The 26,713-nt window shown below is 55.6% G+C and carries 22 protein-coding genes, 1 tRNA gene and 1 pseudogene; 12 read left to right on the top strand and 12 right to left on the bottom strand.

Annotated features, from left to right (window positions below):
* The first annotated feature begins 58 nt into the window (after positions 1-58).
* The 3 genes from PY793_RS03360 to PY793_RS03350 all read left to right on the top strand — a co-directional run bounded on the left by PY793_RS03360 (position 59) and on the right by PY793_RS03350 (position 5,692).
* Positions 59-460 carry a group III truncated hemoglobin gene (locus PY793_RS03360; RefSeq protein ID WP_275176720.1) on the top strand — a complete coding sequence of 134 codons (402 nt, stop codon included), beginning with the start codon at positions 59-61 and terminating at the stop codon, positions 458-460.
* A gap of 29 nt (positions 461-489) precedes the next feature.
* Positions 490-771, top strand: coding sequence for a TehB family protein (locus PY793_RS03355; RefSeq protein WP_275176719.1), 282 nt, complete (start codon positions 490-492; stop codon positions 769-771).
* Between the two features lie 253 nt (positions 772-1,024).
* Positions 1,025-5,692: an autotransporter domain-containing protein gene (locus PY793_RS03350; RefSeq protein ID WP_275176718.1), complete on the top strand. Its 4,668-nt coding sequence runs from the start codon at positions 1,025-1,027 to the stop codon at positions 5,690-5,692.
* 60 nt (positions 5,693-5,752) lie between these two features.
* Here PY793_RS03350 and PY793_RS03345 read toward each other — a convergent pair whose 3' ends face one another.
* Together PY793_RS03345 and PY793_RS03340 are read right to left on the bottom strand one after the other, a co-directional pair.
* The gene (locus PY793_RS03345) at positions 5,753-6,265 is read right to left on the bottom strand and encodes a hypothetical protein (protein ID WP_275176717.1); all 513 of its coding nucleotides are present in this window, start codon (positions 6,263-6,265) and stop codon (positions 5,753-5,755) included.
* A gap of 121 nt (positions 6,266-6,386) precedes the next feature.
* Entirely contained in the window at positions 6,387-7,502 is a 1,116-nt protein-coding gene (locus PY793_RS03340) for a THUMP domain-containing class I SAM-dependent RNA methyltransferase (RefSeq protein ID WP_275176716.1), read from the bottom strand.
* 143 nt (positions 7,503-7,645) lie between these two features.
* On the opposite strand from PY793_RS03340, the gene PY793_RS03335 reads away from it, so the two are divergent.
* A complete protein-coding gene (locus PY793_RS03335) occupies positions 7,646-8,116 on the top strand; it encodes a c-type cytochrome (protein ID WP_275176715.1) in 471 nt (156 codons plus the stop codon).
* Between the two features lie 106 nt (positions 8,117-8,222).
* Here PY793_RS03335 and PY793_RS03330 read toward each other — a convergent pair whose 3' ends face one another.
* From PY793_RS03330 to PY793_RS03310, 5 genes are all read right to left on the bottom strand, one after another.
* Positions 8,223-8,984, bottom strand: coding sequence for an SDR family oxidoreductase (locus PY793_RS03330; protein WP_275176714.1), 762 nt, complete (start codon positions 8,982-8,984; stop codon positions 8,223-8,225).
* Positions 8,985-9,141: 157 nt separating this feature from the next.
* A complete protein-coding gene (locus PY793_RS03325; RefSeq protein ID WP_275176713.1) occupies positions 9,142-10,551 on the bottom strand; it encodes a cryptochrome/photolyase family protein in 1,410 nt (469 codons plus the stop codon).
* Positions 10,552-10,582: 31 nt separating this feature from the next.
* Positions 10,583-11,167, bottom strand: coding sequence for a hypothetical protein (locus PY793_RS03320; protein WP_275176712.1), 585 nt, complete (start codon positions 11,165-11,167; stop codon positions 10,583-10,585).
* Between the two features lie 266 nt (positions 11,168-11,433).
* Positions 11,434-11,510, bottom strand: a tRNA-Arg gene (locus PY793_RS03315).
* A gap of 114 nt (positions 11,511-11,624) precedes the next feature.
* A complete protein-coding gene (locus PY793_RS03310) occupies positions 11,625-12,767 on the bottom strand; it encodes an alpha/beta fold hydrolase (protein WP_275176711.1) in 1,143 nt (380 codons plus the stop codon).
* 59 nt (positions 12,768-12,826) lie between these two features.
* On the opposite strand from PY793_RS03310, the gene PY793_RS03305 reads away from it, so the two are divergent.
* Together PY793_RS03305 and PY793_RS03300 are read left to right on the top strand one after the other, a co-directional pair.
* Positions 12,827-13,042, top strand: a complete 216-nt coding sequence (locus PY793_RS03305) for a zinc-finger domain-containing protein (protein WP_086646640.1) — start codon at positions 12,827-12,829, stop codon at positions 13,040-13,042.
* A 94-nt stretch (positions 13,043-13,136) separates the two neighbouring features.
* On the top strand, positions 13,137-15,533 hold the full coding sequence (locus tag PY793_RS03300; protein ID WP_275176710.1) for a cytochrome c biogenesis protein CcdA: 2,397 nt from the start codon (positions 13,137-13,139) through the stop codon (positions 15,531-15,533).
* 45 nt (positions 15,534-15,578) lie between these two features.
* Here the strand turns inward: PY793_RS03300 and PY793_RS03295 are convergent, their stop codons facing one another.
* From PY793_RS03295 to tatB, 4 genes are read right to left on the bottom strand one after another with little or no spacing between them, the layout of a single operon-like run.
* Entirely contained in the window at positions 15,579-15,914 is a 336-nt protein-coding gene (locus PY793_RS03295; RefSeq protein ID WP_275176709.1) for a DMT family transporter, read from the bottom strand.
* Positions 15,915-15,950: 36 nt separating this feature from the next.
* A complete protein-coding gene (serS, locus tag PY793_RS03290) occupies positions 15,951-17,219 on the bottom strand; it encodes a serine--tRNA ligase (RefSeq protein WP_275176708.1) in 1,269 nt (422 codons plus the stop codon).
* A 3-nt stretch (positions 17,220-17,222) separates the two neighbouring features.
* On the bottom strand, positions 17,223-18,056 hold the full coding sequence (gene tatC / locus PY793_RS03285; RefSeq protein WP_275176707.1) for a twin-arginine translocase subunit TatC: 834 nt from the start codon (positions 18,054-18,056) through the stop codon (positions 17,223-17,225).
* Positions 18,053-18,778 (bottom strand): Sec-independent protein translocase protein TatB, encoded by a 726-nt coding sequence (gene tatB, locus PY793_RS03280; RefSeq protein ID WP_275176706.1) that lies wholly within the window; start codon positions 18,776-18,778, stop codon positions 18,053-18,055. The genes tatC and tatB overlap by 4 nt, the downstream gene beginning before the upstream one ends.
* Positions 18,779-19,637: 859 nt before the next feature.
* Here tatB and PY793_RS03275 point away from each other — a divergent pair.
* The 6 genes from PY793_RS03275 (at position 19,638) to PY793_RS03250 (ending at position 26,474) form a co-directional block, all read left to right on the top strand.
* Positions 19,638-20,138, top strand: coding sequence for a tyrosine-type recombinase/integrase (locus tag PY793_RS03275; RefSeq protein ID WP_275176705.1), 501 nt, complete (start codon positions 19,638-19,640; stop codon positions 20,136-20,138).
* A gap of 321 nt (positions 20,139-20,459) precedes the next feature.
* Positions 20,460-20,894 carry a DUF2946 family protein gene (locus tag PY793_RS03270; RefSeq protein WP_275176704.1) on the top strand — a complete coding sequence of 145 codons (435 nt, stop codon included), beginning with the start codon at positions 20,460-20,462 and terminating at the stop codon, positions 20,892-20,894.
* Between the two features lie 119 nt (positions 20,895-21,013).
* Positions 21,014-23,203, top strand: a complete 2,190-nt coding sequence (locus PY793_RS03265) for a TonB-dependent siderophore receptor (RefSeq protein ID WP_275176703.1) — start codon at positions 21,014-21,016, stop codon at positions 23,201-23,203.
* Positions 23,203-24,132 (top strand): DJ-1/PfpI family protein, encoded by a 930-nt coding sequence (locus PY793_RS03260; protein ID WP_275176702.1) that lies wholly within the window; start codon positions 23,203-23,205, stop codon positions 24,130-24,132. Before PY793_RS03265 ends, PY793_RS03260 begins: the two co-directional genes overlap by 1 nt.
* A gap of 667 nt (positions 24,133-24,799) precedes the next feature.
* Positions 24,800-25,513, top strand: coding sequence for a helix-turn-helix transcriptional regulator (locus PY793_RS03255; protein ID WP_275176701.1), 714 nt, complete (start codon positions 24,800-24,802; stop codon positions 25,511-25,513).
* Between the two features lie 121 nt (positions 25,514-25,634).
* Positions 25,635-26,474, top strand: coding sequence for a sulfotransferase (locus PY793_RS03250; RefSeq protein WP_275176700.1), 840 nt, complete (start codon positions 25,635-25,637; stop codon positions 26,472-26,474).
* 140 nt (positions 26,475-26,614) lie between these two features.
* Here PY793_RS03250 and PY793_RS03245 read toward each other — a convergent pair.
* A pseudogene (locus PY793_RS03245) lies at positions 26,615-26,713 on the bottom strand (IS5/IS1182 family transposase); the annotation flags it as partial.

Raw genomic sequence — 26,713 nt, 5'->3', positions numbered from 1 at the left:
TTTCTGCCAGTCGCATCAGATAGAATGTGCCCTACACCCTGTTAAGGAGGTCCATGTCATGAGCAGGCTGCCACTGAACGAGGACGGACTGGCGATACTCGTAGAAGCCTTTTATACGCGTGTCCGCGCCGATCCTGATCTTAGCCCCATTTTTGAAGATGCCGTGACCGACTGGCCAGAACACCTGCAAACGCTAACTTCCTTCTGGTCTTCCGTCATGCTGGGTAGCGGGCGTTATAAAGGCCAGCCAGTACCGGTACATATGCAATACCGTGAGCGGATCACGCCAGAACTCTTTGATCGCTGGCTGGCCCTGTGGCGCGAGACCACTTCCACACACATGCCAGCAGATGTTGCCGCCACTCTTCAGGACAAAGCCGCCAATATTGCCAGAAGTTTGCAATTTGCACTCTCCTTTTACGCCAGCCGTGCTGTGCCCCAACACAACACAGCGCCCTGAAGCAAAGCACACCAGAAAAGTGACGCTCCATGACTGAAGTCCTGCCTTATCGCTCCACACCCGTGTTTGATCAGGACACGCTGCCTGCGGCCTTACGCACACGCCATAATACCAGAGCGGGTGTATGGGGTGTGATCCGCGTGCTTGAAGGAACCTTGAAGCTCACTTACCTAGACCCGCCATCCGAGCTTCTGCTGACACCTGACAAACCCGGTCTAGTCCTGCCGCAGCAGCCCCATTTTGTCACACCTATGGGCGCCATGATGATGAGAGTGGATTTTTACGACCAATCCCCTCCGGCTGAACTCTAATCTGGCCGATACAGCACGCTGCGTGAGAGAGGATCTGCCAACAATATAGGGGAAATGCTTTTAGCCCTTCTCTGTCAAAAAAAATCCAACTTTTTGAATAAAAAACAAAAATTCTTTATGCCCCATAAAAACACATGCCATCGTTAAGAAAATAATATCAAATAATGATAGGGAAATATTATAATATTATTAAGTAGTCATTATTAAAATACTCTCTGGATATTCCTAATCAGCCCGTCCAGGAGAGAACCGCATGTTGGGAAAATGCCTAACAGTTTTCCGCAAACCACGCGTTAACGGGCTTAAGGTTTATCTTTTTACCACTTCCCTGTTCGTCTCTGTTCCCGCTTTCGCAGCCAGCAGTGCGACGGATTATACCGTCAGCACAGGCACGAGCTACTCGGTCAGCAATAACCAGAATATAAACCTGACCAACAACGGCAACACGTCCATTACCGCATCCGGTAGCATTAGTGGCACAACAACCAATAATGGTATGTTAAATAGTTCAGGAACACTCAACGATACAACCAATAACGGGTCATTCTACCTGACCAGAGGAACAACCGGTAGCATTGTCAACCTTGCCTCAGGGTCCATCCGAGCCACATTTGCGACAATGGGTGACGTTACCAATTACGGCGGCATGAGGCTCTCAGCAGCATCGGCCCTTAATGTTATCAACCAGCAGAATGCAGTATTCACAAATTTATCCGGCTCCATAAAAGGCAGTTTTGATAATTCCGGTAGTGCCACGCTCTCTTTCACCCCAATGCAGGAGGGGCTGACAAACCACGCATCCGGCACCTTTACAACCAATGCCTTAATAGGGAGCGATGTCAGCAATTCCGGTGCACTCAACCTGAATGGCAGCGCTATGGTTCAGGGCAATGTTGTCAGCGATGGCGGCACTGTCACACTCGCGGGAATGGGCGTTTATGTGCTGGGCACGCTGGAAGCCAACGGGGGCACATTCAATGTTATTAATGGAACGGTGAACTCCCTTTCCGGCACGGCAAACGGCACCCTGACTGGTACCTTGATCATCAGCCGCGCAGGCGGCACCCTGTATTCCGGCGTTATGTCCGGAGCGGGGGGCATAACACTCTCCAACGGGGTTCAGTCTTTTTCAGGGCAGAATACATACACAGGGACGACCGCAGTCAGCACGGATGGTGCCTTGCATTTATCCGGGTCAATCGCTGGTAGCCTGACCAACAGTGCGAGTACTGCCAACCCCACCATTATTACCAGCAGCGGCAAGGTTTTTGGGAATGTGCTCAACACCGGACAACTGACTGTTAACGGAACCATTGGCGGAGTAACGACCAACTCCAGCCAGGGGGTTATTCAGGCTGCCAGTCATGCGGTTTTTGAACAGTCCCTTACAAACTCCGGCACGGCTACACTCAGCAGTTCCTCTGTTATCAATGGTAATTTAACAGACACCGCAGGCTCCACCTTCAACTTAACCGGCTCATCCCGTATTCTGGGGGATGTGGACAATGCCGGTACCGCAAATATTACGACCAATTCAACAGTTGTCGGGAATTTTACAAACTCGACAGTTCTGAACATGGATGCAGCAACCATACAGGGAAGCCTTTCCAACATTGGAGTCATGACCATCCAGAACAACTCCCATGTCGGAAGTATGGAAAACAAAAGCGGTACGGCAACTTTTTCCGACAGCACAATAACGGATGCAGCGGTCAATGATTCCGGCGGCACCCTGACACTCAATGGTGGCACTACAGGCAGTGCTGTAAACGCGGGAACACTGTTGCTCGCCAAAAACAATACGGTCCTGCACAACGCAACCAACACGTCGGGAACCCTAACGCTGGATGGGAACACCATAAATGGGCAGCTTATAGCCAATGGTGGCGCTTTTGATGTCACTGCAAACGGTGCTACCATCGGGTCTTTAAGTGGTTCGGCCAACGGTACCCTGACCGGGCTGCTCACACTTGCCACGGCAGACAACACCTATTCCGGCGTGCTCTCGGGCGCTGGTGGTGTGAACGTCAGCGCATCCGGGGCACAGGTTTTTAATGGCAGCAATGCCTATACCGGAACCACCCTGATCACATCGGGCACTCTTGCCATTAATGGTGATCAGGGCAAAGCCACCGGGGATACGCTGGTAAACGCCACAGCCACTTTATCGGGCACCGGCACACTGGGGGGGAACACATTCATACAAAATGGAGGCACCCTGACCCCGGGCGACGTAACAAACCATGTGGGTATCTTGAGCATGGCGCAAAACCTGACACTGGCGGGCGGATCATCCCAGAACTTTTATCTGGGGCAGACCAATGTTGCTGGTGGTGCCTATAACTCTCTGGTCGCGGTGCAGGGGAATCTAGCCCTTGGAGGCACGCTCAGCATTACCCCCAATACAGCCGGACCAAACGCAAACAATAACAGTCTGGAGACCGGTCTTTACCGTTTGTACACATATGGCGGTACATTAAGTGGCGCCGCAGACCAGACACTGGCCCCAATGAGCGTTCCCCCCGGTGCCACGGCATCCTTGCAGACATCCATTAATCATCAGGTCAATCTGGTTATTAATTACGTCAACCTGACATTCTGGGACGGTGGAAACCCCAGCAACCGGAGCAACAACACAGTCGATGGGGGTTCGGGAACATGGGACGCCCAGACCGGTGCGAATGACCTGAACTGGACTGACAAAACAGGCCAGACCAATGGGCCGTGGGTCAATGGCCAGTTTGTTGTTTATACCGGCAATGCCGGAACGGTTACCGTGCAGGACACACAGAACGGCGTTACAAACAATGTTGTCGTCAATGGCATGCAGTTTTCCAATAATGACGGAAAAACATACACCGTTACAGGGGATGATATTTACACAAACAGTGCGTCCACTCTTGTCCGTGTGGGGGATGGCACCACGGCAGGCGCATCCATTACCGCCGTACTGGATACTGTGCTGAATGACCGGTTGGTTTCGGGCGGTACATCTCTGGTAAAAGCGGATATGGGAACCCTGATTATAACCAAGGACCAGACCTATCAGGGTGCGACATTTATTAACAGCGGTGTATTGCAACTGGGCAATGGAGGCACTTCCGGGGCTCTTGCGGCTGGCACTGCCATCCACAATAACGGCGTGCTGGCCATAAACCACAGCGGCACCTTTACACTGGCGCAAAGTATTGATGGCAGTGGCGGTCTGGCGCAAAATGGTGCAGGCACAACCATACTGGGCGCAAACAACATCTACACGGGAGCCACCACCGTAAGACAAGGCACGCTGGAGGTCGATGGGGCCATTACCTCTTCATCCGTCAGTGTCAGCAATGGTGGCACCCTGAGCGGTTCTGGTTCTGTGGGAAATACCGTTATTGGCTCCGGCGGAACCTTTGCCACGCCCGATGTGCAGAACAGCCTGCGCGTAACAGGAAATTTGCAAACCGACCAGAACTCCACCCTCGTACTTCATGGCACGGACCAGCTTTCAGGCAACGTAACGGCTCTTCTGGGCATGCAGTACCAGCAGTTGCAATCCAATACGCTCAGCGTTGCGGGCAGTGCTGCTCTTTCAGGCACCGTCGTGCTGAATGTTACGCCTGCCACCTCGTTAAAACCGAATGAATATTATACCATTCTTACAACCGGAGACGGTTTTGTGCAAAAAACCCATGCCCTGCAGACCAACCTGACCAACCCTTACACATTTATCTCCCCATCCCTGTTTTATAACGGCAATGATCTGGACGTGCTTCTGGCGCGCAACAGCCTGAGCTTTGCCTCTGTCACCAATACCCGCAATGAGCGTGAAACCGCACAGATGCTTGATCGCATGCCCCAGAGCAGCCCCCTTGTGGGGGCCATGGGGCCCCTGAGCGCCACACAGGCCCGCCAGAGCATGAACCCGCTTTCGGGCGAGGTGCATGCCTCCGCACGCACGGCCCTTGTGCAGGACAGCTTTCTGCTACGTCAGGCCGCCATGGAACGGCTGGATACAGCAGACTGCGACAAAGGTTATGTAGACGACACCCTGCACACGGCATCACTCAAGACCGGCCGCAAGGATGAAGGATGCCTGAGCGAACAGACAGTACTGTGGGGGCAGGCTTACGGCAGTCTTGGCCACAATGGGAGCGACGGCAATGCCGCAGCCCTGCACCACTCCACCACTGGTTTTATCATGGGGGTAGATACCCCCATACTCAACAACACATGGCGCATTGGCAGCATGCTCAGCTATGGCCGCACCATGTTTGATGTGGGAAGTGGGCGCGGCTCATCCGGTCATGGCAACACGGTAACCCTTGGGGGTTACGCGGGAACGCACTGGGGTGCGCTCACCTTTAAACTGGGCGCTGCCTACACGTGGAATATGCTGAGCCTGCAACGTAATGTTGCTTTTCCCGGCTATGCGGACCGTCTTTCAAGCAGTTATCTTGGCGGCACCGCACAGGGGTTTGGCGAGCTGGGCTACCGCCTTTACATGGGGCGGAGCGTAGCTGAACCTTTTGCCAATGTGGCGTATGTAAACCTGCACACCAATGGGTACCATGAACATGGCGGCGCTGCGGCGCTGCGCGGAGCCGGAATGGATACGGGAGTTACGTTTTCCACTTTTGGGGTCAAGGCTTCTTCCAGCTTTTATGCGGGCAGGCTTCTGTTAATCCCGCATGTTTCCGTGGCGTACCGGCACACATTCGGGCTGACAACACCCACAACCCATATGATGTTTGCAGCCAGGAGCAGCGGGAGTATGGATATTGCTGGCGCTCCCCTTTCAACCAATGCTGCGGTGCTGGATACGGGGCTGACCGCCCGACTGTCCGATCGTATAAAAATCGGTCTGTCCTATAGCGGCCAGTATGGCGCGCAATCAGTGGAAAGCGGGGTTAAGGCCAACATATTGCTGAAGTTCTAGGACTCTTTCCACAAGAAGTATAAAACCTGTTAACCCTGCACTGTTTTTCAGATTATATATCTAAAGATTCAGGCGCATATGGGTGCGCAGGTCATTACACCGCCTGGCATACTGGGATGCTCTGGACGCCGTGAAGTAATTGATCAGGAACGCGCCCAGCAGGGAGCCGAACGAAACCACGGTCAGCAGTTCCCCTGTAAACAGGATGGGGGCATCATAATGCAGGGCGGAATACCACAACAGCCCTATGCTCAGCACCGCGCCACAAAAGCCGAGCACGCCGGTTGATTTGAGCAAGGAGTCCTCAACGCTTTCAAACGCCGATGTCTCCCGCCACAGGTCAAACAGCTTGCGGTCCACATCATCCACGGCGGCGGTGTGTTCCTTGATTTCGGCTTCCGTGCGCTTGTGGGGGTTTTTACGATGAATATCGAGCTCCTGCCGAGCCTTGGCAAACACGCGCCGCCGCTCCTTGATCGCGGGCAGGCTGATATCCACAAAGCTGAGAATTGCCACGTTAAGGCCAGCCGATAACTGCACAACGGCCTGAAAATCGCCCCATGTCACACTCATTTTCTGGCACTTCCCCCGTGGCTCACCTGCTGATCGGGCTTCTTCTTATAAAGCAGGGTGGGGGAAATAAAGGGGGAGTGCGAGCATGTCCGTCATGCCCGCACCCCCAGCACACCATCCCCTATGGCAACGGTGCGGTCTGATACAACGATACCCGCAGCCCCCCATGGGGCACAGGAGCTTCGGGTGGCAAAAACGGCAGGCCTGTTCCGTGGGCAAGCTTTGCTTCAGTCGTGACAATAGCCACGCGCCAGCCCGAAAAATGCGCCAGCATGGTCTGCCCAAACGCACTATAAAGGGGGAGCAGGCTCTGCCTGTCCCCTATGCGGGTACCATACGGGGGGTTGGCAATGACCAGCCCCGCAGGCCCCGGTGGTGGCCGCAGGGCGCTGATCGGGGTCTGTGCAAAGGTGACGTAGTCCTGCACGCCCGCGCGTGCGGCATTGGCGCAGCTCATGGTTATGGCGCCCGCGTCCCGGTCACTACCATAAAAACGGACCGGAGGTGTGCGCTCGCTTTTGACTGCGCGCATCTGCTGCCATGCCTGCGCATCAAATGTGGCCAGCAGCTCAAACGCAAAGTGGCGCGCCCGGCCGGGGTTAAGGCGGGCGGCAATTTCGGCCGCCTCAATCACAAACGTACCCGAGCCGCACATGGGGTCCAGCACCGGTTCCTGCCCGTTATAGCTACACTGGCGCAGGAACAGGGCCGCCATCGTCTCCCGCAGGGGGGCGCGGTTAACGGCCTGTTTGTAGCCGCGCCGGTGCAGCAGGTCACCCGACGTATCCACGCTTATGGTGCAGATATTCTGCTCAATACGCGCGCGCACCAGCACCGGCGCATCATCCGCCTGTGTGGCACCCAGCGTCTGGGTAATGGCCTTGGCTATGCGCTCGGCCGCTGCTCCGGCGTGGTACACGCGCGAACCGGCACAGCTTGCCTCCACCCGGAAGGACACATCCGGGCGCAGAACGTCCTGCCACACCACCTGCCGTGCACGCCTGTCAAGCTGGGACAGATGCATAGCAGGAAAAGACGCTATACGCGCCAGAACCCGGCTGGTCCCGCGCACCCACAGGTTTGCACGCCAGACCTCCGGCCACCCACCGCGGATAACAACTCCACCGGGCACGGCCACAGGCTGCCTGAACCCTTTAAGCCGCACCTCCGCGCACAGCACGGTTTCCAGCCCTGGCACGGTGGCCAGAAATATCTCGAAGTCCTTGTCTTTCGTCATGACGCCTGAATGACAGGAAGCCAGCCCAACGGCAACTTTATCCTTGCTCGCCCCGTATGCAGGTCTGTGCGCAAGGGGAGTTGAGATAAGACCAAAGCCGTGTATAATTATTGCGGAACCGAACGATTAAGCAGGAGTTTTTCATGAAAAAGACCATTCTGGCTGTGCTGGCTGCAACTGCGGGCCTGTCTGGCCTTGCAGGGAACGCACACGCAGCAGCCGATGGTGCGCAACTGTTCGCAACACACTGCGCCATGTGCCACCAGAGCACCGGCAGCGGTGTACCCGGGCAGTTCCCTCCGCTTAAAGGCCGCATCAACCAGATTGCAGCCACACCCGAAGGCAAAACCTACGTCATCCACGTCATGCTCAACGGCCTGGCAGGCAGCCTGAAGGCGGGCGGTCTGTCTTATATGGGCTACATGCCCTCCATGGCCGCCATGTCGGATGATGATCTTGCTGCATTGCTGAGCTATGTTTCCGCCCTGTCGGGCGATGCCTCCGCTCCGACCTTTACAGCAGACGAAATCAAAAGCGCGCGTGCGACCCCCTTCCAGCCGGGCCAGATTCTGGAAGAACGCAACACGCTTAACGCAGCCCACCCTCTGCCATAAGCCTCTGCCCCATTGCGGGCAGGCCATAAAAAAAGCCTCCCGCAGCACTATGCGGGAGGCTTTTTTGTTGCGCCACGGCCCGTTCAGGCACGGGGGACAAAACGGTTTACTGGGCCGTGTAACCGCCATCAATGACCAGTTCGCTCCCGGTCATGAATTTGGATTCGTCAGACGCCAGATACAGAATACCGTAAGCAATATCCTCCGGTTCACCCAGATGGCCCAGCGGGTGCAGGTCCACCAGTTTCTGGCGTGCTTCTGCTCCGTCCTTGGTCAACCCCTGCACCATGGGGGTCCAGATATAACCCGGATGCACCGAGTTGACCCGAATCCTGTAGCCTGACTTGGCACAGTGCAGTGCGGCGGATTTGGTAAACAGGCGCACGCCACCCTTACTGGCATTATAGGCCGCAAGAGTGGGGTCACCTACCAGCCCTTCAATGGAGGACAGGTTGATAATAGACCCGCCCCCTGCTTTTTTCATGGCTTCGACCGCATATTTGGTGCCGAGGAACACGCCGTTGAGGTTGATGGACTGCACGCGCTGCCAGTCTTCCAGACTCGTGCTTTCCACTGTGCCACTATAGGCAATACCGGCATTGTTGACCGCAACATCCAGCTTGCCAAAGGTCTGCTCCGCCAGATTGACAGCGTTCTGCCAGTCTGCCTCCTGCGTAACGTTGAGTTTGACAAACAGAGCCTCACCCCCTGCCGCCTTGATTTCGGCTACCGTGCTGTGCCCGGCTTCTTCCTGCAAATCGGCGACAACAACCCTGGCTCCTTCCTTGGCCAGCAGAATTGCGGTGGCCTTGCCAATACCATTGGCTGCCCCTGTTACAATGGCGACTTTTCCTGCTACGCGGGTCATGAGTCTGCTCCGTGGTTTGTTCTGTCCTGTCATGACAAACGCAAACCGAAGCCTTTAGCCTTGATGCCCATCAAAAAAATTATTTTCTTCACCATATTTTCAAAAAAATCAGGGCTTTACTCCGTACCAGCCGGGCACAGGGCCAGCATGGGCCTGTTCACGCCTTGGTTTTTTGCGCGCTCCATGCCGCCAGTGCCCGCGCACGCGCCACGCCGTGGTCCACAATAGGAGCGGGGTAGCCAGTCCGCTGCAACTGGTTTGCCTGCCAGGGTGTATGAATATCAGAACCATGCAGCCCCACCAGTTCGGGCACCCATGTGCGGATATACGTACCATCGGGGTCGAACTTCTGCGATTGCAGGACGGGATTCATGATCCGGAAAAAAGGTGCGGATTCTACCCCGGTTCCGGCATTCCATTGCCAGTTCATCGGATTACTTGCAGGGTCATGATCCACCAGCGTATGGGCAAACCAGCGCTCCCCCTCGCGCCAGTCAACCAGCAGGTGCTTGACCAGAAAAGACGCCACAACCATACGCACCCGGTTGTGCATAAGGCCTGTCTGCCAGAGCTGGCGCATACCCGCATCAACCAGCGGGTAACCTGTACGCCCTTTCTGCCAGCACACCAGACCTTTGGGGTCCACCCGCCACGGCATTGTATCAAACTCGGGTCTGAGGTTGCGTGTGTTCAGGTCAGGGTGTTCCCACAGCAAGGACCACGCAAATTCGCGCCACCCGATTTCGGACAGGAATTTAGCTCCTCCATCCTGCACACCTGCCGCTACCACGGCGTGCCATATCTGTGCTGGCGTTATCTGGCCCGTGCGCAAGAAGGGAGAGAGTTCGGACGTTGCATCCCTGCTGGGGAAATCCCTGTCCTGCGCATAGTGTTGCAGGGCATGGGCAATAAAGTCGCGCAGTCGGGCATGCGCGTCCTGTTCTGCAAAAGCGTGGTAGGGCCGCATGGCCTCGGCCCAGCCCGGCAGGTTCTGCACGGCTGCATCGGGCGGCATCCGTGCAGCGGGCAACGCCATGCACGGAGCAAACACCATGCTGGAAGGCACTGGCAAGGGTGCCGGATAATGGGCTGCGGCACTGGCCGCGCGCCAGAACGCGCCAAAAACCTGAAAAGGCTGCCCCGCCCTGCTCCGCACGGTCCATGGCTCATGCAGCAGGCTGCCCGGCGTGCTGTGCACCGCCACACCCATCTGTTTAAGCTGGGCCTTGAGCCGGGTATCCGTCGCCTTTCCAGTCGGGTCGTAACGACGGTTCCAGAATACCTGCTTACATCTGCCCTGACGCACCAGTTCGGGCAGAATCTGCTCCGCCTGCCCCGTAAACAGATGCAACCGCCCACCACATGCGCGCAAGGTGTGGTCCAGCGCCTGCACACTCCGGGCCTGCCACCAGTCCAGCGCGGTTGTACAGACCGGGCCAGCAGGGCGCACATACACGCACCAGAGGGGCTGGCCGCTCCGCACGGCGTGGGTCAGGGCAAGGTTGTCGGCCAGTCGCAGATCATCGCGGAACCAGACCACAACAGGGGATGAGCTGGTTCCATCCATACCGGCACCTGTTGCGTGCATGGGTGCCGCGCTAGTTCACCGGGCCATCGGACAGGCGCACAAGCACCTTGACCGGGTTGCCGTTATCATCTGGCCCTACGTAAAAATCGCGCCATGTATTGCGCGTAAATATCCATGTTTTGGCAAGATTAACCCCAAGGGCGCTGCTTTTGCACGGTGGGCTGCCGTCCCCCGGCTGACCGTTACCACACTGCCCCCCTCCCCCGTTGGTGGGTAGATACACGTTGGTCTCCAGCGTAGCCGTGCGGCCGTTCAGGCGGATTGTGCCTTCCACCCCGACTTTTTTACTGACTTCCAGCGGCGCTCCCCCCTGCGGCGGCGCGCCCTGCACCACAACATCGGAAAAATTGGCCGGGTTGACCGAACACACTTCAGACGCAGCGGTACTGATTGTGTGTTCCACATCATTCACGGTCACCACCACATGCACATCAATAATGTACACCGGGCCGGACACGCATAACGTACTCTCACCATCATTGGCCGCATAGGGCGAACGGGGGGCAGACGCCGCCTGTGCTCTGGCGGCAGGCAAAAACGCAGCGACTGACGCGATAAACAGGCAGGATACCACAACAAAAAGTCTCTGCTTCATCACCACTGCCGCACCCTTCTATCCACCGTTTGTAAAAAAGCTGTCCTGAATACCACCCGTAATCTGGCATGAATGGCCAAAAATAAACAGTCTGTCCGCATGCGGGAAACATCTGCCCGCCGCCCGGACAGGGGGGGACACGCACCTGTCGCAAAGCTGAGGCTGTCTGTTCAGCGCATCACAACAGCCTGAAGCTCCCGCCCGAAAACAGGAAAGTGCCTAACCTGCCAACAAGACGGCTGTTTTCTGCTATTTTTACAGGAGAATGGTGGACCCGACGCGATTCGAACGCGTGACCTTTGCCTTCGGAGGGCAACGCTCTATCCAGCTGAGCTACGGGTCCGTTGGCCCCTCTCCTAACCCAAAGCGGGGGGCGTTGCCAAGCTTTTATCTTTCATATCCGCCCGAACAGGCCAGCACCGGCAAAATACCCGTCACGGAAGCACACTGGCCCGTTCTAGGGGGCAACAACGCCATCCAGTCTGGCAGGCAGGAACCATACCGGGTTACGCCCACCCGGCCCACTGGCCCCCTGCTCCTGCGCCAGCCACACAGCGGCGGTTATATCTCCCCCTGATGGCAAAAAGTGGTCGGGCCGACTTATCCAGCCTGCAATATCACCCAAGGCCAGAGCCCCACGCCGATCACGCAACAGCAGGTGGTGCCCACCGGTTATCAGGTCCAGCCGCACCGCTGGTGGCAGCACCTGCCATGCCTGCGCCATGGCTTGCGGGGGCACAAGCTGGTCCTGATCTCCATACAGGCACAAGACCGGGCCATGCAGCCGTGGGGCGGCACGCGCTGCCCCACGCATGAGTGCCACCAGCCCGTGCAGGGCTTCCAGCCGGGTCTGGCGCAGGGTAAGCGGGTCATAATACAGACGGATAAGGGCTGCGGGGTTATCGCTGGCCACAACATGCACCGGCAACTCATGCCCGGTAACAAGGCGTCTGGGGAAAAATGTGGCCAGAATAGCAAGCGGAATATCCGCCCCCACTCCCATGTCCCACACAGCGGGGGCCAGCAATATGGTCCCCGCGACTCTGGGGGCATCCGGGCCGGACATAAGCAGCATAAGAACCGCCCCTCCCATGCTTTCCCCCATAAGGTAAAGTGGCACGCCGGGGTGCTTCTGGCGGGTCTGGGCCGCCTCCTCGCGCGCATCGGCAACCAGCCGGGCACTTCCTGCCCAGCCACCACGCTGGGGGGCGGCTCCAAACCCGCGTATATCGGGAGCGACAAGCGTAATCCCCTGTGCCGCCAGAGCCGGGGCGGAATATTCCCACGCGTCCTTGCTGTCATTAAAGCCATGCAGGGCCAGCACAACCGCGCGCTCACGCCCATGGGCGTGCCACACCCGCACGGGTATGGCCGCACCATCACGCAGGGTCATCACTCCATCAGGCGGGACAAAGCGGGCAGCAGCGGCATATCGGGGGGGCGGGACAGGCGCAGGAGGCGGCATACTGGCGCAGCCCACAAGCAGAACCAGCCCACACGCAAACAGGGGCACAGCCCTGCTCCAGCGCCGGAGTAAGCCTTTGCTCACGCGTATGGGAAAAGATGCCTGCTGCACAACCACGGCTACAATGCGTATCATCCCCCCGGACTTTGCGCCACACCCGCACCTGCCAACCTGATACGAGGCTTTCTGAACCCATGCTTATCCAACCGGCAAACCCCATTCCCCGCCCCCGTCTGGGGCATGTGGAAACCATTCTGGTCGATCAGCGCAAAATTGCCTGCGATGGCGGGCTTGGCCAACTGGGGCACCCGCGCGTCTGGCTCAGGATCGGTGGGCACCAGACGGTCTGCCCCTACTGCTCACGCCTGTTTGTGCTCCAGCCCGGTGCGGCGGCCGACTCCGGGCATTAAATCCAGCAGCGGGCGCACGATCCATTTCCCACACAGACGGGCTTTGCGTATGCTGGCCCCTCTGGCCCCTACCCCGTGCTGAAAGCTGACGTTGATGCGCCGCCCTGCCCGCTCCGCCACACAACCACCTGCCGCCAAGACCCTGCGTTCCGCACCCACGCCTGCCAGCACATGCGCACCCAACCGTCTGTTTTGGCGTCACTCCTGGCGGGGGGCACGGCTGACAAAAGGGCTGGCCAGGGGGCTGGCCGGAATACTGGGGGTGGCACTGGCCTATGCCAGCGGCCCGCACCATGCGGCATGGGCGGCGCAAAGTGCCCCCGTGGTCAGCGCTCACAGCACTGCCAGCCTGATTACGGATGCCAGCACCGCCAGCGCCAACGCCCCGCTGCATGTTGCCCTGCGCCTGCAACTCCAGCCCGGATGGCACACGTACTGGCTCAACCCCGGAGATGCGGGCGACCCCGCCCGCCTGAGCGTAACCGCATCAGGCGCGCTACAGGGCACCGCCCAGAACATTATCTGGCCCACACCCCAACGCATAAGGGATGCCTCCCTTATGTCCTATGCCTACACGGGCGATGTGATGCTGCCGGTTACGCTGCACCTGCAACCCGGCACGCCAGACGCGCACGGCTGGACAACCCTGAACGCGCAGGCCAGCTGGCTTGTGTGCGCGCAGTCCTGCATTCCCGAAGACGGTACATTTACCCTGACCCTACCCACAGGGGCTCCACTGGCCTCTGCCCAGACATCTCTTTTTGTGCAGGCAGCCCAGCATACGCCTGTGCCCTCCCCCTACCCGGTGACAATAACCCCTGCGGGTACGCTCCATGTGCAGGCGCCGGGCCTGAACCGGCAATCCGTGGGGGATGCATGGTTCATGCCCAGCGAGCGTGGACAGATTGCCGAAGCCACACCACAGGCCCTGACCTTTGATGCCCATGGACTATCCCTCCGCCTTGAACCCGCAACAGGTTTTGCCAGTAACAGACCTCTGTCCGGTATTCTGGTCCTGCAAGCACATGACGGGTCCGAACGCGCCCTGAGCGTACAGGCCACCCCACAGGCGGATGCGCCTGCTCCGACACAGGAGACGGCGGTGGGTGGAGTGCCAAGCAAAATACCAGCGACAACTCCACCAGCAGATGCACCCGCTCCCACCCGTCCCGAGGTGCAAGGCCCAGCCACCACGGTCAGTTCCGCACCCGACATTCCCCCCCCGGCAGGCAGCGTAGCAGCAGAGAAAACCAGCACAACGGGCGACCTCTTCCGCTTTATCGTGCTGGGTCTGCTTGGTGGACTGGTGCTGAACCTGATGCCCTGCGTTTTTCCCATTCTGGCCATGAAGGCGCTGGCCGTGGCCCGTATGGGCCAAAGCGAGCGCAGGCACCAGAAGCAGAGCGCCATAGCTTACGCCGCCGGAGTTATTGCAGGTTTTACAGCCCTTGGCGCACTGGTTATGGGGCTGCGGGTTGGGGGGAGTGCAACGGGCTGGGGGTTCCAGTTCCAGTCCACCGTATTTGTGGGCATGATCACCTGGCTGCTGTTTGCCATGGCGCTCAACCTGCTGGATGTATTTGCCTTTCTCCCCCCTGCTCTGGGCAATGCCTCCTCCCACAAACATGGGCTTGCGCATGATGTACTGACCGGCCTGCTGGCTGTGCTTGTAGCCTCCCCCTGCACGGCCCCGTTCATGGGGGTGGCCATTGCTGGAGCCCTTGCTGGCCCGCCGCTTACCGGACTGGTGGTGTTTGCCGCCCTTGGCGTTGGTCTGGCAGCCCCCTACATGCTGCTGGCCTTTAGCCCGGCACTGGCCAGCCACCTGCCCCGCCCCGGTGCATGGATGGATTATTTACGCCAGTTTCTGGCTTTTCCCCTGTTTGGCACCTGTGTGTGGCTGCTCTGGGTCGCCACGGTGGAAGGAGGCGCCACCACAGTGCTGATCCTGTGTTCGGGCATGGTCTGTCTGGCTTTTGCCGCATGGGTTTACGGCATTGCCCAGAAGCGCCAGCGCCACATGGGCCATAGCCGGAGTTGCACGGCCCTGTATGGTGTGGCGCTGCTGGGGCTGCTGGGGGCCATGGCGTTGCTCCCCGCCCTGCAACAGGTAGCGGCACAGCAGCCCGGCACGGCCACGGCCTTACTTAATGAGACCGAGGCGTTCTCGCAAAAGCGGCTGGACGCCCTGCACGCCGCCGGTAAGCCCGTGTTTGTGGATATGACTGCGGCATGGTGCATTACCTGCCTTGTAAACGAGCGCGTGGCCCTGAACACCAATGCCACACAGGCCGCTATGGCCCGCTACGGCGTAACGGTCCTGCGCGGGGACTGGACCCGGCGCGACCCGGCCATAACGGCTTTTCTGCACGCCCATGGGCGCGATGGTGTGCCGTTTTATCTGTTTGTGCCCGCACAGGGCGATGCCGTGGTGCTCCCCCAGATTCTGACACAGGGTCTGGTGCTCCGCACCATAACCCCCAAGCCCTGAGAGCTGCGGCGCTGCTCCAGCGCCCCGCAAGCAGGGCTGCGAAGGCTAATGTGTAGTGGTGGAAAACAGGTTGATCACCACCACACCGGCCAGAATAAGAGCTATGCCCGCAATGGCCGGGGCATCGAGGGTCTGTTTTAAAAACACCGCGCCAATACCGGAGATAAGCACAATGCCAACCCCTGACCACAAGGCATACACAACGCCTGCGGGCAGGACTTTGAGCGGGATGGACAAAAAGTAAAATGCACACCCATAGGCCAGCAGGCTGACAACCGCAGGCAACCACCGTGCAAACCCCTGCGAAGCTGCAAGGCAGGCCGTGCCAACCACTTCCGCTACAATGGCAAGGCCCAGCAGCAGCAGGGGTTTGTGAGTCATGCCCCCATGCCCGGCTCAGGGGCTGCGCACCCGGAGTTACGCAATGCGCGCAAGACCACCCATATAGGACCGCAGAACCTCTGGTACGGTTATGGACCCGTCCTCGTTCTGGTAGTTTTCCATCACGGCAATCAAGGTACGCCCCACAGCCAGCCCGGAACCGTTAAGGGTATGCACAAAGGAGGGTGCGCCACCGGCCTGCGCGCGGTAACGTGCATTCATGCGGCGTGCCTGAAAATCGCGCGTGTTGGAGCACGACGAAATCTCGCGCCAGGCGTCCTGCCCCGGCAGCCAGGCCTCAAGATCAAACGTCTTGGCGGCACCAAAACCCGTATCCCCCGCACACAGCAGCATGCGGCGGTAGGAAATGTTCAGTTTTTCCAGCACAACCTCTGCACAGCGGGTCATGCGCTCGTGTTCGGCCTCACTCTCTTCCGGGGTGGTCACGCTGACCATTTCCACTTTTTCAAACTGGTGCTGGCGCAGCATGCCGCGTACGTCCCGCCCGGAAGCCCCGGCCTCGCTACGGAAACACTGGCTGAGTGCAGTCAGGCGCATGGGGAGGGTGGCACCCTCCACAATATCCCCCGCGACCGAAGCGCTCAGCGGCACTTCGGCTGTGGGAATAAGCCAGCGTCCATCCTCCGTTCTAAAGGACTGGTCGGCAAACTTGGGCAGCTTGTCGGTGCCGTACATGGCATCATCATTCACCAGCACGGGCACCTGTGTTTCCGTGTAGCCATGCTCAGTGGTGTGCAGGTCGAGCATGAACTGGCCCAGAGCACGCTCCAGCCGTGCCAGTGCGCCACGCAGCACCACAAAGCGTGACCCCGAAAGCTTGGCCGCCGTGGCAAAATCCATCTGGCCCAGAGCCTCGCCCAGTTCAAAATGCTGTTTGGGTGCAAAGGCAAAATCTGGTCTGGCGCCCCATGTGTGCACCACAACATTCGCAGTTTCGTCCGGGCCATCGGGCACGCCCGGGTCCAGACGGTTGGGCAAGGTGGCCAGCAGGTTTGTGGTCTGGTTGCCCAGAGTGTCCACCTTCTCCTTCAGCCCTTCCATCTCCATGCGCAGGCAAGCGCCTTCGGCTTCCAGCCCGGCTGTATCCCCCCCTGTGCGCTTGAGGGTTCCTATCTCACGCGCAAGGGTTTTGCTGCGGGTCTGCCTGTCCTGCAAAAGGGTCTGGGCCTGCCGTTTTTCCTCATCCCATGCGAGAAGCTGCGCAGAGACAGGGGCCATGCCCCTGCGCGCCAGATCTGCATCAAACGCCGTGGGGTCGGCTCTTAGGGCGCGAATGTCATGCATGGATCAGGGAACCTCCTGCTTGGGGTTGGTCGTTGGGTCGGGTGTATCCGCCAGCGGCCGTTTAGGCTCGATCACGCGGGCACACAGAATGGAAATTTCGTAAAGCAACACCAGCGGTACAGCCAGACCGAACTGGGTAATAGGGTCGGGCGGCATAAAAATGGCCCCAAGCACAAACGCGCCCACAATGGCGTAGCGGCGGAACTTGCGCAGCATGGCGGAGGTGACAATACCCACACGTGCGAGCAGGCTGAGCACCACCGGCAACTCGAATGCAATGCCAAACGCCATAATCATCTTCATGACCAGAGACAGATATTCCGACACCTTGGCCTGAAGTTCGATCTGCACCTGGTCACCCCCCGCGCCCGGTGTCTGGAACGACACGAAAAACCGCCATGCCACAGGGAAAATAAAGTAATACGCCAGTGCCGCCCCCGCCACGAACAGCACGGGCGTTGCGATCAGGAACGGTGCAAACGCCCGTTTTTCCGAGCGGTAAAGCCCCGGCGCAATAAACATCCACGCCTGTATGGCTACTATGGGGAAGGACAGGAACGCCGCACCGAACAGGGCCACCCGGATATAGGTAAAAAACGCCTCGTACAGTGCGGTATAAATCAGGTGGGGCTGCTCGCCACGCTGGCGCATGATCTCGCCTAACGGGCGGGCGAGAAACAGGTAGATATCACCTGCATAATGGTAACATAGGGCAAAACACACAATAAACGCAGCCCCCGACCACAGCAGGCGGCGGCGCAACTCCAGCAGATGCTCCAGCAAGGGCATGGGCTGGTCGTAGATCGGGTCTTCCGGATTTGGGGCGTTGTCGCTCATGCCTGTGGGTCCGTTGTCGTACTGGCTGATCCGGGCTGCTCGGGCGTAGGTGCAGCGGAGGGGGAGGGAACTGTGGGAACAGGGTCTGTTTGCGCGGGAGTTACCGGCTCCGTGCCGGTCTGGCTCTCCAGCCCGGTAATAACACCGGGGACCACGCTATGGCCCGCATGCATAAGCCGCACAGGAGGCAGGATGGCAGGCGGGTGCAACCGGTCCTGCTCCCGCAGGATACGGCGCACGATAAGGGGGGGCAGTTCAGGGGGAGCGCTTTCCACCTGCCGCTCCTGCACACTGTCCTGCCATGCAGGGGCAGACCCGTAGTGTTCATGGCCCATAGGCCCGGCGGCGTATTCCGCCGCACCTGAGGAGGAGCCTGCCGAGCGGGGTATGGCATCCAGCGCTCTGGGGCCGGAGGGCACAAAACGCTCGGCAACCGGCTGGGCGGATACAGCCCTGTGCAGGCTGCCATCCCCATCCAGCGCCTGCATGATCCGGCCACGCACGTTCAGGTTTTTCAGGTCCCGCACATGCCCGCTCACCTCGGACAGGTCCGCCTCACGCACCACCTCATCAAGGTGGGACTGGAACTCGCTGGCCAGCGCACGGGCTTTTTTAATGCCCTTTGCAAGCCCACGAATAGCAACCGGCAGGTCCTTGGGGCCAATAACAACCAGAGCCACTGCGCCGATCAGGGCGAATTCCGACCATGCAAAATCAAACATACCAAGCCCCGTTCACGCCCATTCCATGCAACCCACAACATGGTCCTGCAACACAGTCAGGGCGTGCATCTCTATCACGGACCATCGGAGGCGGGAACAGCAACCTGTGCAACCAGCCCATCTGCGGAGCTGGCAGAAGGGGAATCATCGGGTTCGTGCCCCTCAGGCTTTTGCACTAAGACATTGAAAATACGTTATAAAACAGAATGGTGATAGGTGAACGGGACTTTCCCGGCTGTCTTCCCAGTCTGGGAACTCACATGCTGCGCCTTATCGGCTATCACTACCACTTCCGCCGCGCCGTCCCGGTCGTCCTGCAGGCCTGTCTTGGCAAAACGGAAGACCATGAAACCGAGGGATAAGCTGACCCGTAAGGTGGTCAGGAGACCTCGAAACACCAAGAAAAAACCAGCTATCCTCATGCTCTCCAATTCTTTGGAGCAGTTTGTCTTGAGCAACCCCAAGAACAGTTGCCCTTTATGTCAGGGCTTTTGGGGATACGCATGTCAGTGCCAGTGGCGGCAGTCAGGCGCGAGCCTTTCGTGACCTGCTTCTTCCCCTGCCCGCAACACTGGGCAAGGGCAAAAGCCGCCTGACCCTGCAACAGGAGGCGCAGAGAGCCAAGTCTGATGGTCTTCCTACCCTGAGCAATAAAAGCGTCAAGAACCATATGCTCCGTCTGTCCGCCCTATGGAACCAACTGGTGCAATAGGAGATGGTGACAAAGAACCCCTGGGCTGGCTGGCACTTTGAAAGTACCCCCAAGACCGTGCGACGAAGCTGAACACCACAGGAACTGGCACTACTGGCCTCTGTTTCATGCCACAGTTCCTTGGTGCCTGAACCCAGCTTCCGGCTTGTGACCCTTATTGCTTCCTATACCGGCATGAGACTGGGAGAAATCTGCACGTTGCGGAAAGAAGACCTGCAAACCATCGCTGGTATTCCCTGTTTTCTGGTCAGGCCCCATGCAGAAGACGGTTGGCCACCAAAGACGGAGGCTGGCATAATGGCCTTTAAGGACAACACGGAAAGTGATTACCTCATACCGGGCCTTGAAGAGTCTAAGCAGAAGGACAGAGGAGCCACACTGAGCCGGGCCTTCTCGCAACTCAAGACCCGTCTTGGCTTACCGGCTGAAATTACGTTCCACCCGCTTCGTCATACGGTCTCGACCCAGATCAGGAATACCACAACTGACATTCGGGAAATCTGGATAAACCGGCTTCTCGGCCATGAAGCCATTCACAGAAGTCAGGGCACAACGACCTATCTGACCAGCATCACAATCGCGAATCTCAGGCAAACAGTGGAGGTAATAAGCTACCCAGAAACAGCCTTCAAAAAGAGAACGTTTTAAAAGGGAGCAAACAGTGTTGAATGGCTACCCATTCAACATCTGGCAAGGAGGAATACCTTCCCCCGTTGACCCCCAAAAAAGCAGTTTTCTGACCTTATTTCTCTCTCGTGCAAAGGCGGACATAGCTGCTGAAGGGCTCGATTTTCATCCCTCCACATTACAGAGTTATAGAGATACGACTTTACTGACAGACGTTGGGCGATAAAATGAAAATTCTTATCCTCGAAGGTTTCCGTTTATGTCTGCTCTTTTTACCCGTCTTGACATCATCAAATAATAGCTCTTTATGACACCAGAAATGTATTGGAGTTATCAATAGTCTTGACTACTCCCGAAACTCGACAGAAACACAATACACCCCCCTTCGCAATTCTTGTGAGGGTGTTGGTTCTTGTCGGGTTTTTAGGACAACTTTTCCTTCAGGGTTTTTCCCTACCTGACGAAACGCCAAGAACCGCAATTGAGCGGCTAACGGGCATTGATATCAGCCCGCAGCGCAACATGAGCCATGATATGGCGATGATGGATATGCCTATGAGCATGTCAGGTCATCACCATGATACACATCATCACGACAAAAGCTGCCCGCTTTGCCCATTGCTGGAACTTGTCGCTGTTATTCTGACGAACCTCCCGGCACTACCTGCTTATACTGTGTATCGATATCAACAGGAAATGCGGGCGCATCCTCCCAGAGCACCACCATCTGTTCTGACAGGTCTGCCACCGTCACGCGGCCCCCCTTTATTTTCCTGAGCCTTTCGTCAGCTTCTGGTGTGTGTCATCTCACCCTATACGCCGCTTTTCTGCGTGTTTGGGAGTGTTTCTGCACGACCCAGTGCTGAGTCTTTCTCAGTTCAGGATTTTCTTTAACTATGTATGAAAAAACCCGTGGCGCTCAAGGAGCGTTAACGTGTCGCTTTATCGCGCGCATCGTCGTGCTGTCTTACGGTTTTACCGCTACACCTTTATGGGCGCAGAGCAGCACAAACAAAACATCATTTTCCCAGACCGGGATGTTGCCTCAGAAAAAGAAAAAGATAGAAGTCGCGTCCCAGTCACAAAGCCTTGTGATCGTTAACGGAACACGGCAGCCTGCCGACGATTATCTTGCTCACACCAATAGTTCAGCTCTGAAAATTCCTGTTTCCATCCAGAAAACACCAGCATCGGTACAGGTCATCACTCATGCTGTCATACTGGATCGGGGCCTTCTCAGCATTAATCAGGCCATCGAGACAGTCAGCGGTGTTGAACGTAATCTGACCTTCCCTAATTCTCTGACTTTTCGTGTGCGTGGGTTTGTAGACGCTTCTACAACCTTGCGAGATGGTTTTAGAGAACAGACCGGAACCCAAGATATTCAGGGCGTTGATAACATTGAAGTCCTCAAAGGGCCTGCATCGGTGTTATACGGTGGCTCGACCTCTTCAGGCGGTACCGTCAACGTCACGACAAAACGAGCCATTGCAAACCATAACTTTCTGAATGCCGGATTATCAGGGGGAAGTTTTGGATTATTCCGTGGAACCGCAGACGGTAACCGTGATCTGTCAGGAGATGGAAAAATTGTAGGGCGTATCAATTTCGCCTATCAGCATGATGATACATTCCGAGACTTCGGTTACAACGAAACAACCTATGTTGCTCCCACTGTCCAGTGGACTCCATCTCTTCATGATAAGATTGATTTCTTCGCGTCTTGGCAGCTTTCAAACTATACTTGGGGTGTATCCCAAACCCCTTTGATCCGAAAAGCTCTGGCCCTACCCCTCTCCTATAACTTCGACAATCAGACTCTTGGAGCCTCGCATCAGAACTCCTGGCGTTTAGGATACAACTGGGTACATAAATTTTCTGATTCATTCCGATTTCGTTCAGGCTTTGCAAGCTCAATCAACAACTATGATTTCGGTACGGATCGTATGAGCACCTTTGCTCTCTCAACGAACGGACGCACCCTGATCCGAGGAGTATCCAGCGGCCCTCAGATGGGTAAAGATTTTGATCTCCAGAATGAATTTTCAGGTATTTTTCATACTGGGCCACTAAAACATGACTGGCTGGTCGGCAGTGAGCTCTATCAGACAGATTATAGTGCAAAAACCTATGCCGCCTCACTCCCTGTACTTGTTCTTACAGATCCCATTTATACGGGGGCACCAGGACCTGCACGGTTACGCTCCAATATTTCAACACAGGCAGAATCCGCCTCGCTGTATTTTCAGGACTACATTTCTCTTTTTGATCGCTTCTATATTCTTGGTGGGGGACGCTATGATGCCACGACAACATCGTCTCTCAATAAAATAAAAGAAATCAACACCTCTGTCTCTGCAAATAAATTCTCTCCCAGACTTGGCATTCTCTACGCAGCAGGCAGAACAACATCTCTTTATTTTAACTGGTCAACGAGTTTTATTCCTACATCAACTTCTTCCTTCACTGGAACTCCCCTTTCACCCGGAAGGTCTCGCCAGATTGAAGCAGGCGTTAAACAACAACTGTTTCATGATCATCTGCAAGCGACTGTCGCGGTATATGATATTCGTCGCTCAAATGTTGCCACGACAGACCCTGCTCATCCGCTTTATTCCATTGCCGTTGGACAGCAGCGTAGTCGAGGCATAGAGGCTGATGTGGCAGGTGAGATTCTACCGGGCTGGAAAGCCGTTCTCAGTTACGCTTACACTTTTGCCAATGTAACCCGTGACAACAAATATCCTGTCGACAGTGTTCTTGCTGGTGTTGCCAAACATACCGGAAATGTCTGGACAACATACGAATTTGCGGACGGAACAGTTTTGCATGGTCTAGGCTTGGGACTGGGTATCAGAGCCGCCACACGACGGGAGGCAACACTTCCCAACTCGTTCTACCTTCCTGGCTATTTCCGGCTTGATTCCACCTTATGGTATAAATTTTCCTTACACGGACGACCAGTCAGGGCTCAGCTCAATATGACAAACCTGACCAATGCCCGCATTTATGACACGAATGGAACATTCTCCATGCGTGCGGAAGCTCCTCGTTCGGCTGTGGGCTCACTTCAGGTGGCATTCTGATGACGAAACCCAACAGCGCTCTTGAGAACGGCTTGTGCGCCGTTTTTGCTCAGATCAAACCCTCTTGCAAAGAAACAATCATGCCAAATTTACTGCCAGATGCGTCTTCTTTACCCGGTCTTAAACGACGTGCCCTTGCCACTCTTATCATGGCCTCCATAGTCTCAGAAAGCGCCAAGGCTGCAACAGGTGGTTCTGAAAAAGAGCATCTGGAGCATATGCAAGGTATGAAATTCTCTGGTCCCCCCATTAAAATTGCCATGCTTGTTTATCCGAACATGGTTCTTCAGGATCTTGTTGGTCCGCAGACCATTTTTAAAATTCTAGGTGCGGAAATTTATCTGATTGGCATGACCATGATGCCAGTCTCCACCGATGTCGGTATTCCTGTCCCTCCAACAGACACACCAGCGACGTGCCCGCAGGAACTGGATGTATTGTTTGTACCAGGCGGGCTAATGGGAACAATTGCCTGCATGAACGATCCCGACGTCCTTGCTTTTTTGACAAGTCGTGCACTACACTCTCGCTTTATTACAAGCGTTTGCACAGGTAGCCTTATTCTTGCCGCAGCAGGGTTATTGGAGGGTTACAAAGCGACATCCCATTGGGGTGTTGTTAATCTGCTGCCGTTAATGGGGGCCATTGAAAGCCACGAACGCGTTGTGCAGGATCGCAATAGGATTACAGGAGGCGGTGTGACTGCTGGCCTTGATTTTGGGCTTACTCTCGCAGCGCAATTACGCGGGCAGGCCGCAGCAGAACATATTCAACTCATTATCCAGTATGCACCCCAGCCCCCGTTTCATCATGGCGACCCATCGGAAATTCCGGAAGCCCAAATGGCACTTGAACGTAGCCGTAGAGCGTGGATGGACGGGAAAGCATTGCAAGCAGCACAAACAGCTTCAAAACGATTAAAGCTATAACAAGAGGAGGTTCACGGGGGAGAGCAATGCTCTCCTCCTGACCAGTTTGCAAACCATCGCGACACAACGTGTCCGCTGGTTGACACGGCTGCCTTTTCAAGGTGTTGTGCGACTGCCCCTGCGGGTCGGTGAGGGTGCATGCCAGAACCACAGAACTGTTCTACCAGACCCATCTGGCTCTCTCTGAACCAGACGTTTCAAGCAGGGTTAGACGCAGGCATCTGCATTGTGCCTGTCCATTCAAAACAGATTGAAGTGGGAGTTCTAACCCTTAAGGATACCACTGATGCCCCTACCTTATTCCCGGCTTGGAGACTTCAAGGCAAGATGTCAGGGGCGCAACTTGGCAGAGCCTTCCCATGCCTTAAGAGCCGAATTGGCCTACCAGCGCAAACTACATTCCATTCCTTCGGCCATACCGTTTCCACTCAACTTAGAAACACCAATCCCAATATCCGAGAAGTCTGGATAAACAGCCTGCCAGGTCATGGAGCCACCCATAAAAATCAGGGCACCACACCCTATCTGACCAACATTAAAACAGAAAACCTCCGACAAACAGTTGAGACTATTTTCCACCCTCAAAAAATCTTTATAAAATAGTGAATAAGCCCCATATCTAACGCTTACCCAAGCCTATCACATTCTCAATTAAAAGACTTCATACATGTCAGACCTGCTTGAAAACACTCTGAATCTAGCAGAAAAAATGCATAACTCCGCCAATATAGAAGACTTGAATGCAGGTTTCCGGAATTTCCTCACACGGCTAGGGCCTTTTGCTCATACAATAGGGATGGTGCATAAAACCCATGTCAAAGAACGCTATCTTATCGACACAACTTATCCTGACAGCTGGATGCAATATTACCTCAAAAACTGTTATCAAAATATTGACCCTGTTATCGAAAATGCCAGACATAAATTTTCACCCTACGACTGGAATTCAATAAATATTCGCAATAATGATCAGAAGAAAATGATGCGCGAATTTCAAGATACCGGCTTTAAAAGCGGATATGTCGTTCCTCTGCCTGTATCGCCTTCCATGTTGCTGTTAGTCGGAATAGCATCGAACGATACCGAAATAAATTTCCGTGATCGGGCCATGCTCCAAATAGCAGTCAACCATTATCATGCACGCTACATGCAGCTTATCAATGATAGCCCCCAAAAAGAAGAATGCTCCCTTTCAGACAGGGAACGCGAGTGCCTTCTTTGGAGTGCTCATGGAAAAAATACTTCAGAAATCAGTTCCATTCTCAGGATTAGTGAAAATACTGTAAAATACCATCTCAAGAATATCATGCAAAAATTAGGGTCTCATAACCGTATTCAGGCTGTTGTTAAGGCAATCAACCTGGGTCTTATTCACCCGTAACATTTTATCATATAGCATGTAACATACCGCAACAGTGTCCCTACCTGTTTGGGTAGGCAGTGTGTAACGGCTTACCACATTACAATAAGACCTCGGTTGAACTACCAAGGCCCTCTTTTGTATGTCTCCCATTAATGTGCATTTTATGTCAGGTCTTCCCCGCTCAGGCTCAACACTGCTTGCAGCATTGCTTCAGCAAAATCCTGCCATAAGCAAAACGGGGCATATTTCTCCTGTTGCCCCCATGATGTTAAAGTTAAGTTCTGTTATGGTAGAGGGGGAATATCAAACCGAATTTGATAATGATACAAAAAATCGGCTCTTACGCGGAATACTGTTTAACTATTATGGAAATATTCCATCTCACGAAATCAATTCAGAACCAGTCATTATTGATAATAGTCGTCTTTGGTGCACAAGACTAGGACTCATCAACTCTCTTTTCCCTACAGCAAAAACTATCTGCTGCGTAAGAGACCCTGTCTGGATTATCGATTCTTTTGAACGCGTAATGCAGAAGAATCCCCTTTTAAGTTCTAAAATCGTTCCAATCGAGCATAGGGGGAATCTGCATAGCCGAGTGGACTCACTTCTCTCAGCCAATGGTGCATTCGGGTTTTGCTGGCGTGCCTTCAATGAAGCCTTTTACAGCGATTTAGCTCATAACCTTATAATCGTTGATTACGATTTTTTGGTCAATGACCCCCATAGAACCATGAGTATTTTGAGCTCTGCATTAAATATTCCCTCATTCGACTATGACTTCGACAATGTTTTTTTTGAAGAACCCGTAAAATTTGATGAAAGCCTAAATTCTCCCGGCTTGCATAAGGTGAGACAGCAGGTTGAAGCTCTTCATCGCAGACCCATCCTCCCGCCAGATATCGTGTCCAAGCTTGCAGGCTCTGCTTTCTGGCGAGAGCATAGGAAAAACCCGGGAGGCGCAGTTATTATTGCATAGCAGATTTAAAAACTCGATGACTGCCCCAAGGATTTTGTCCGCACAGTAAACCCGCAGCCACCATATGAAGGATGGTTTCGTCAGAAATTACCGCTCTATTCCAATGGAGCCGTCTGTCTAATCGCAACTAGGCTCAGGACTCATTCTTTAAGATAGAAGATGAAGCTTGCTGCGATATGGATTGCGGACATGAAGGTGTGAGCGCAACGGTCATATCTGGTCGCAACACGTCGCCAGTC

The organism is Acetobacter fabarum, assembly GCF_029069195.1.
Lineage (GTDB): Bacteria > Pseudomonadota > Alphaproteobacteria > Acetobacterales > Acetobacteraceae > Acetobacter > Acetobacter fabarum_A.
The sequence above is the reverse complement of the archived record's forward strand: the minus strand, read 5'-3'. Positions and strand labels throughout refer to the sequence as shown.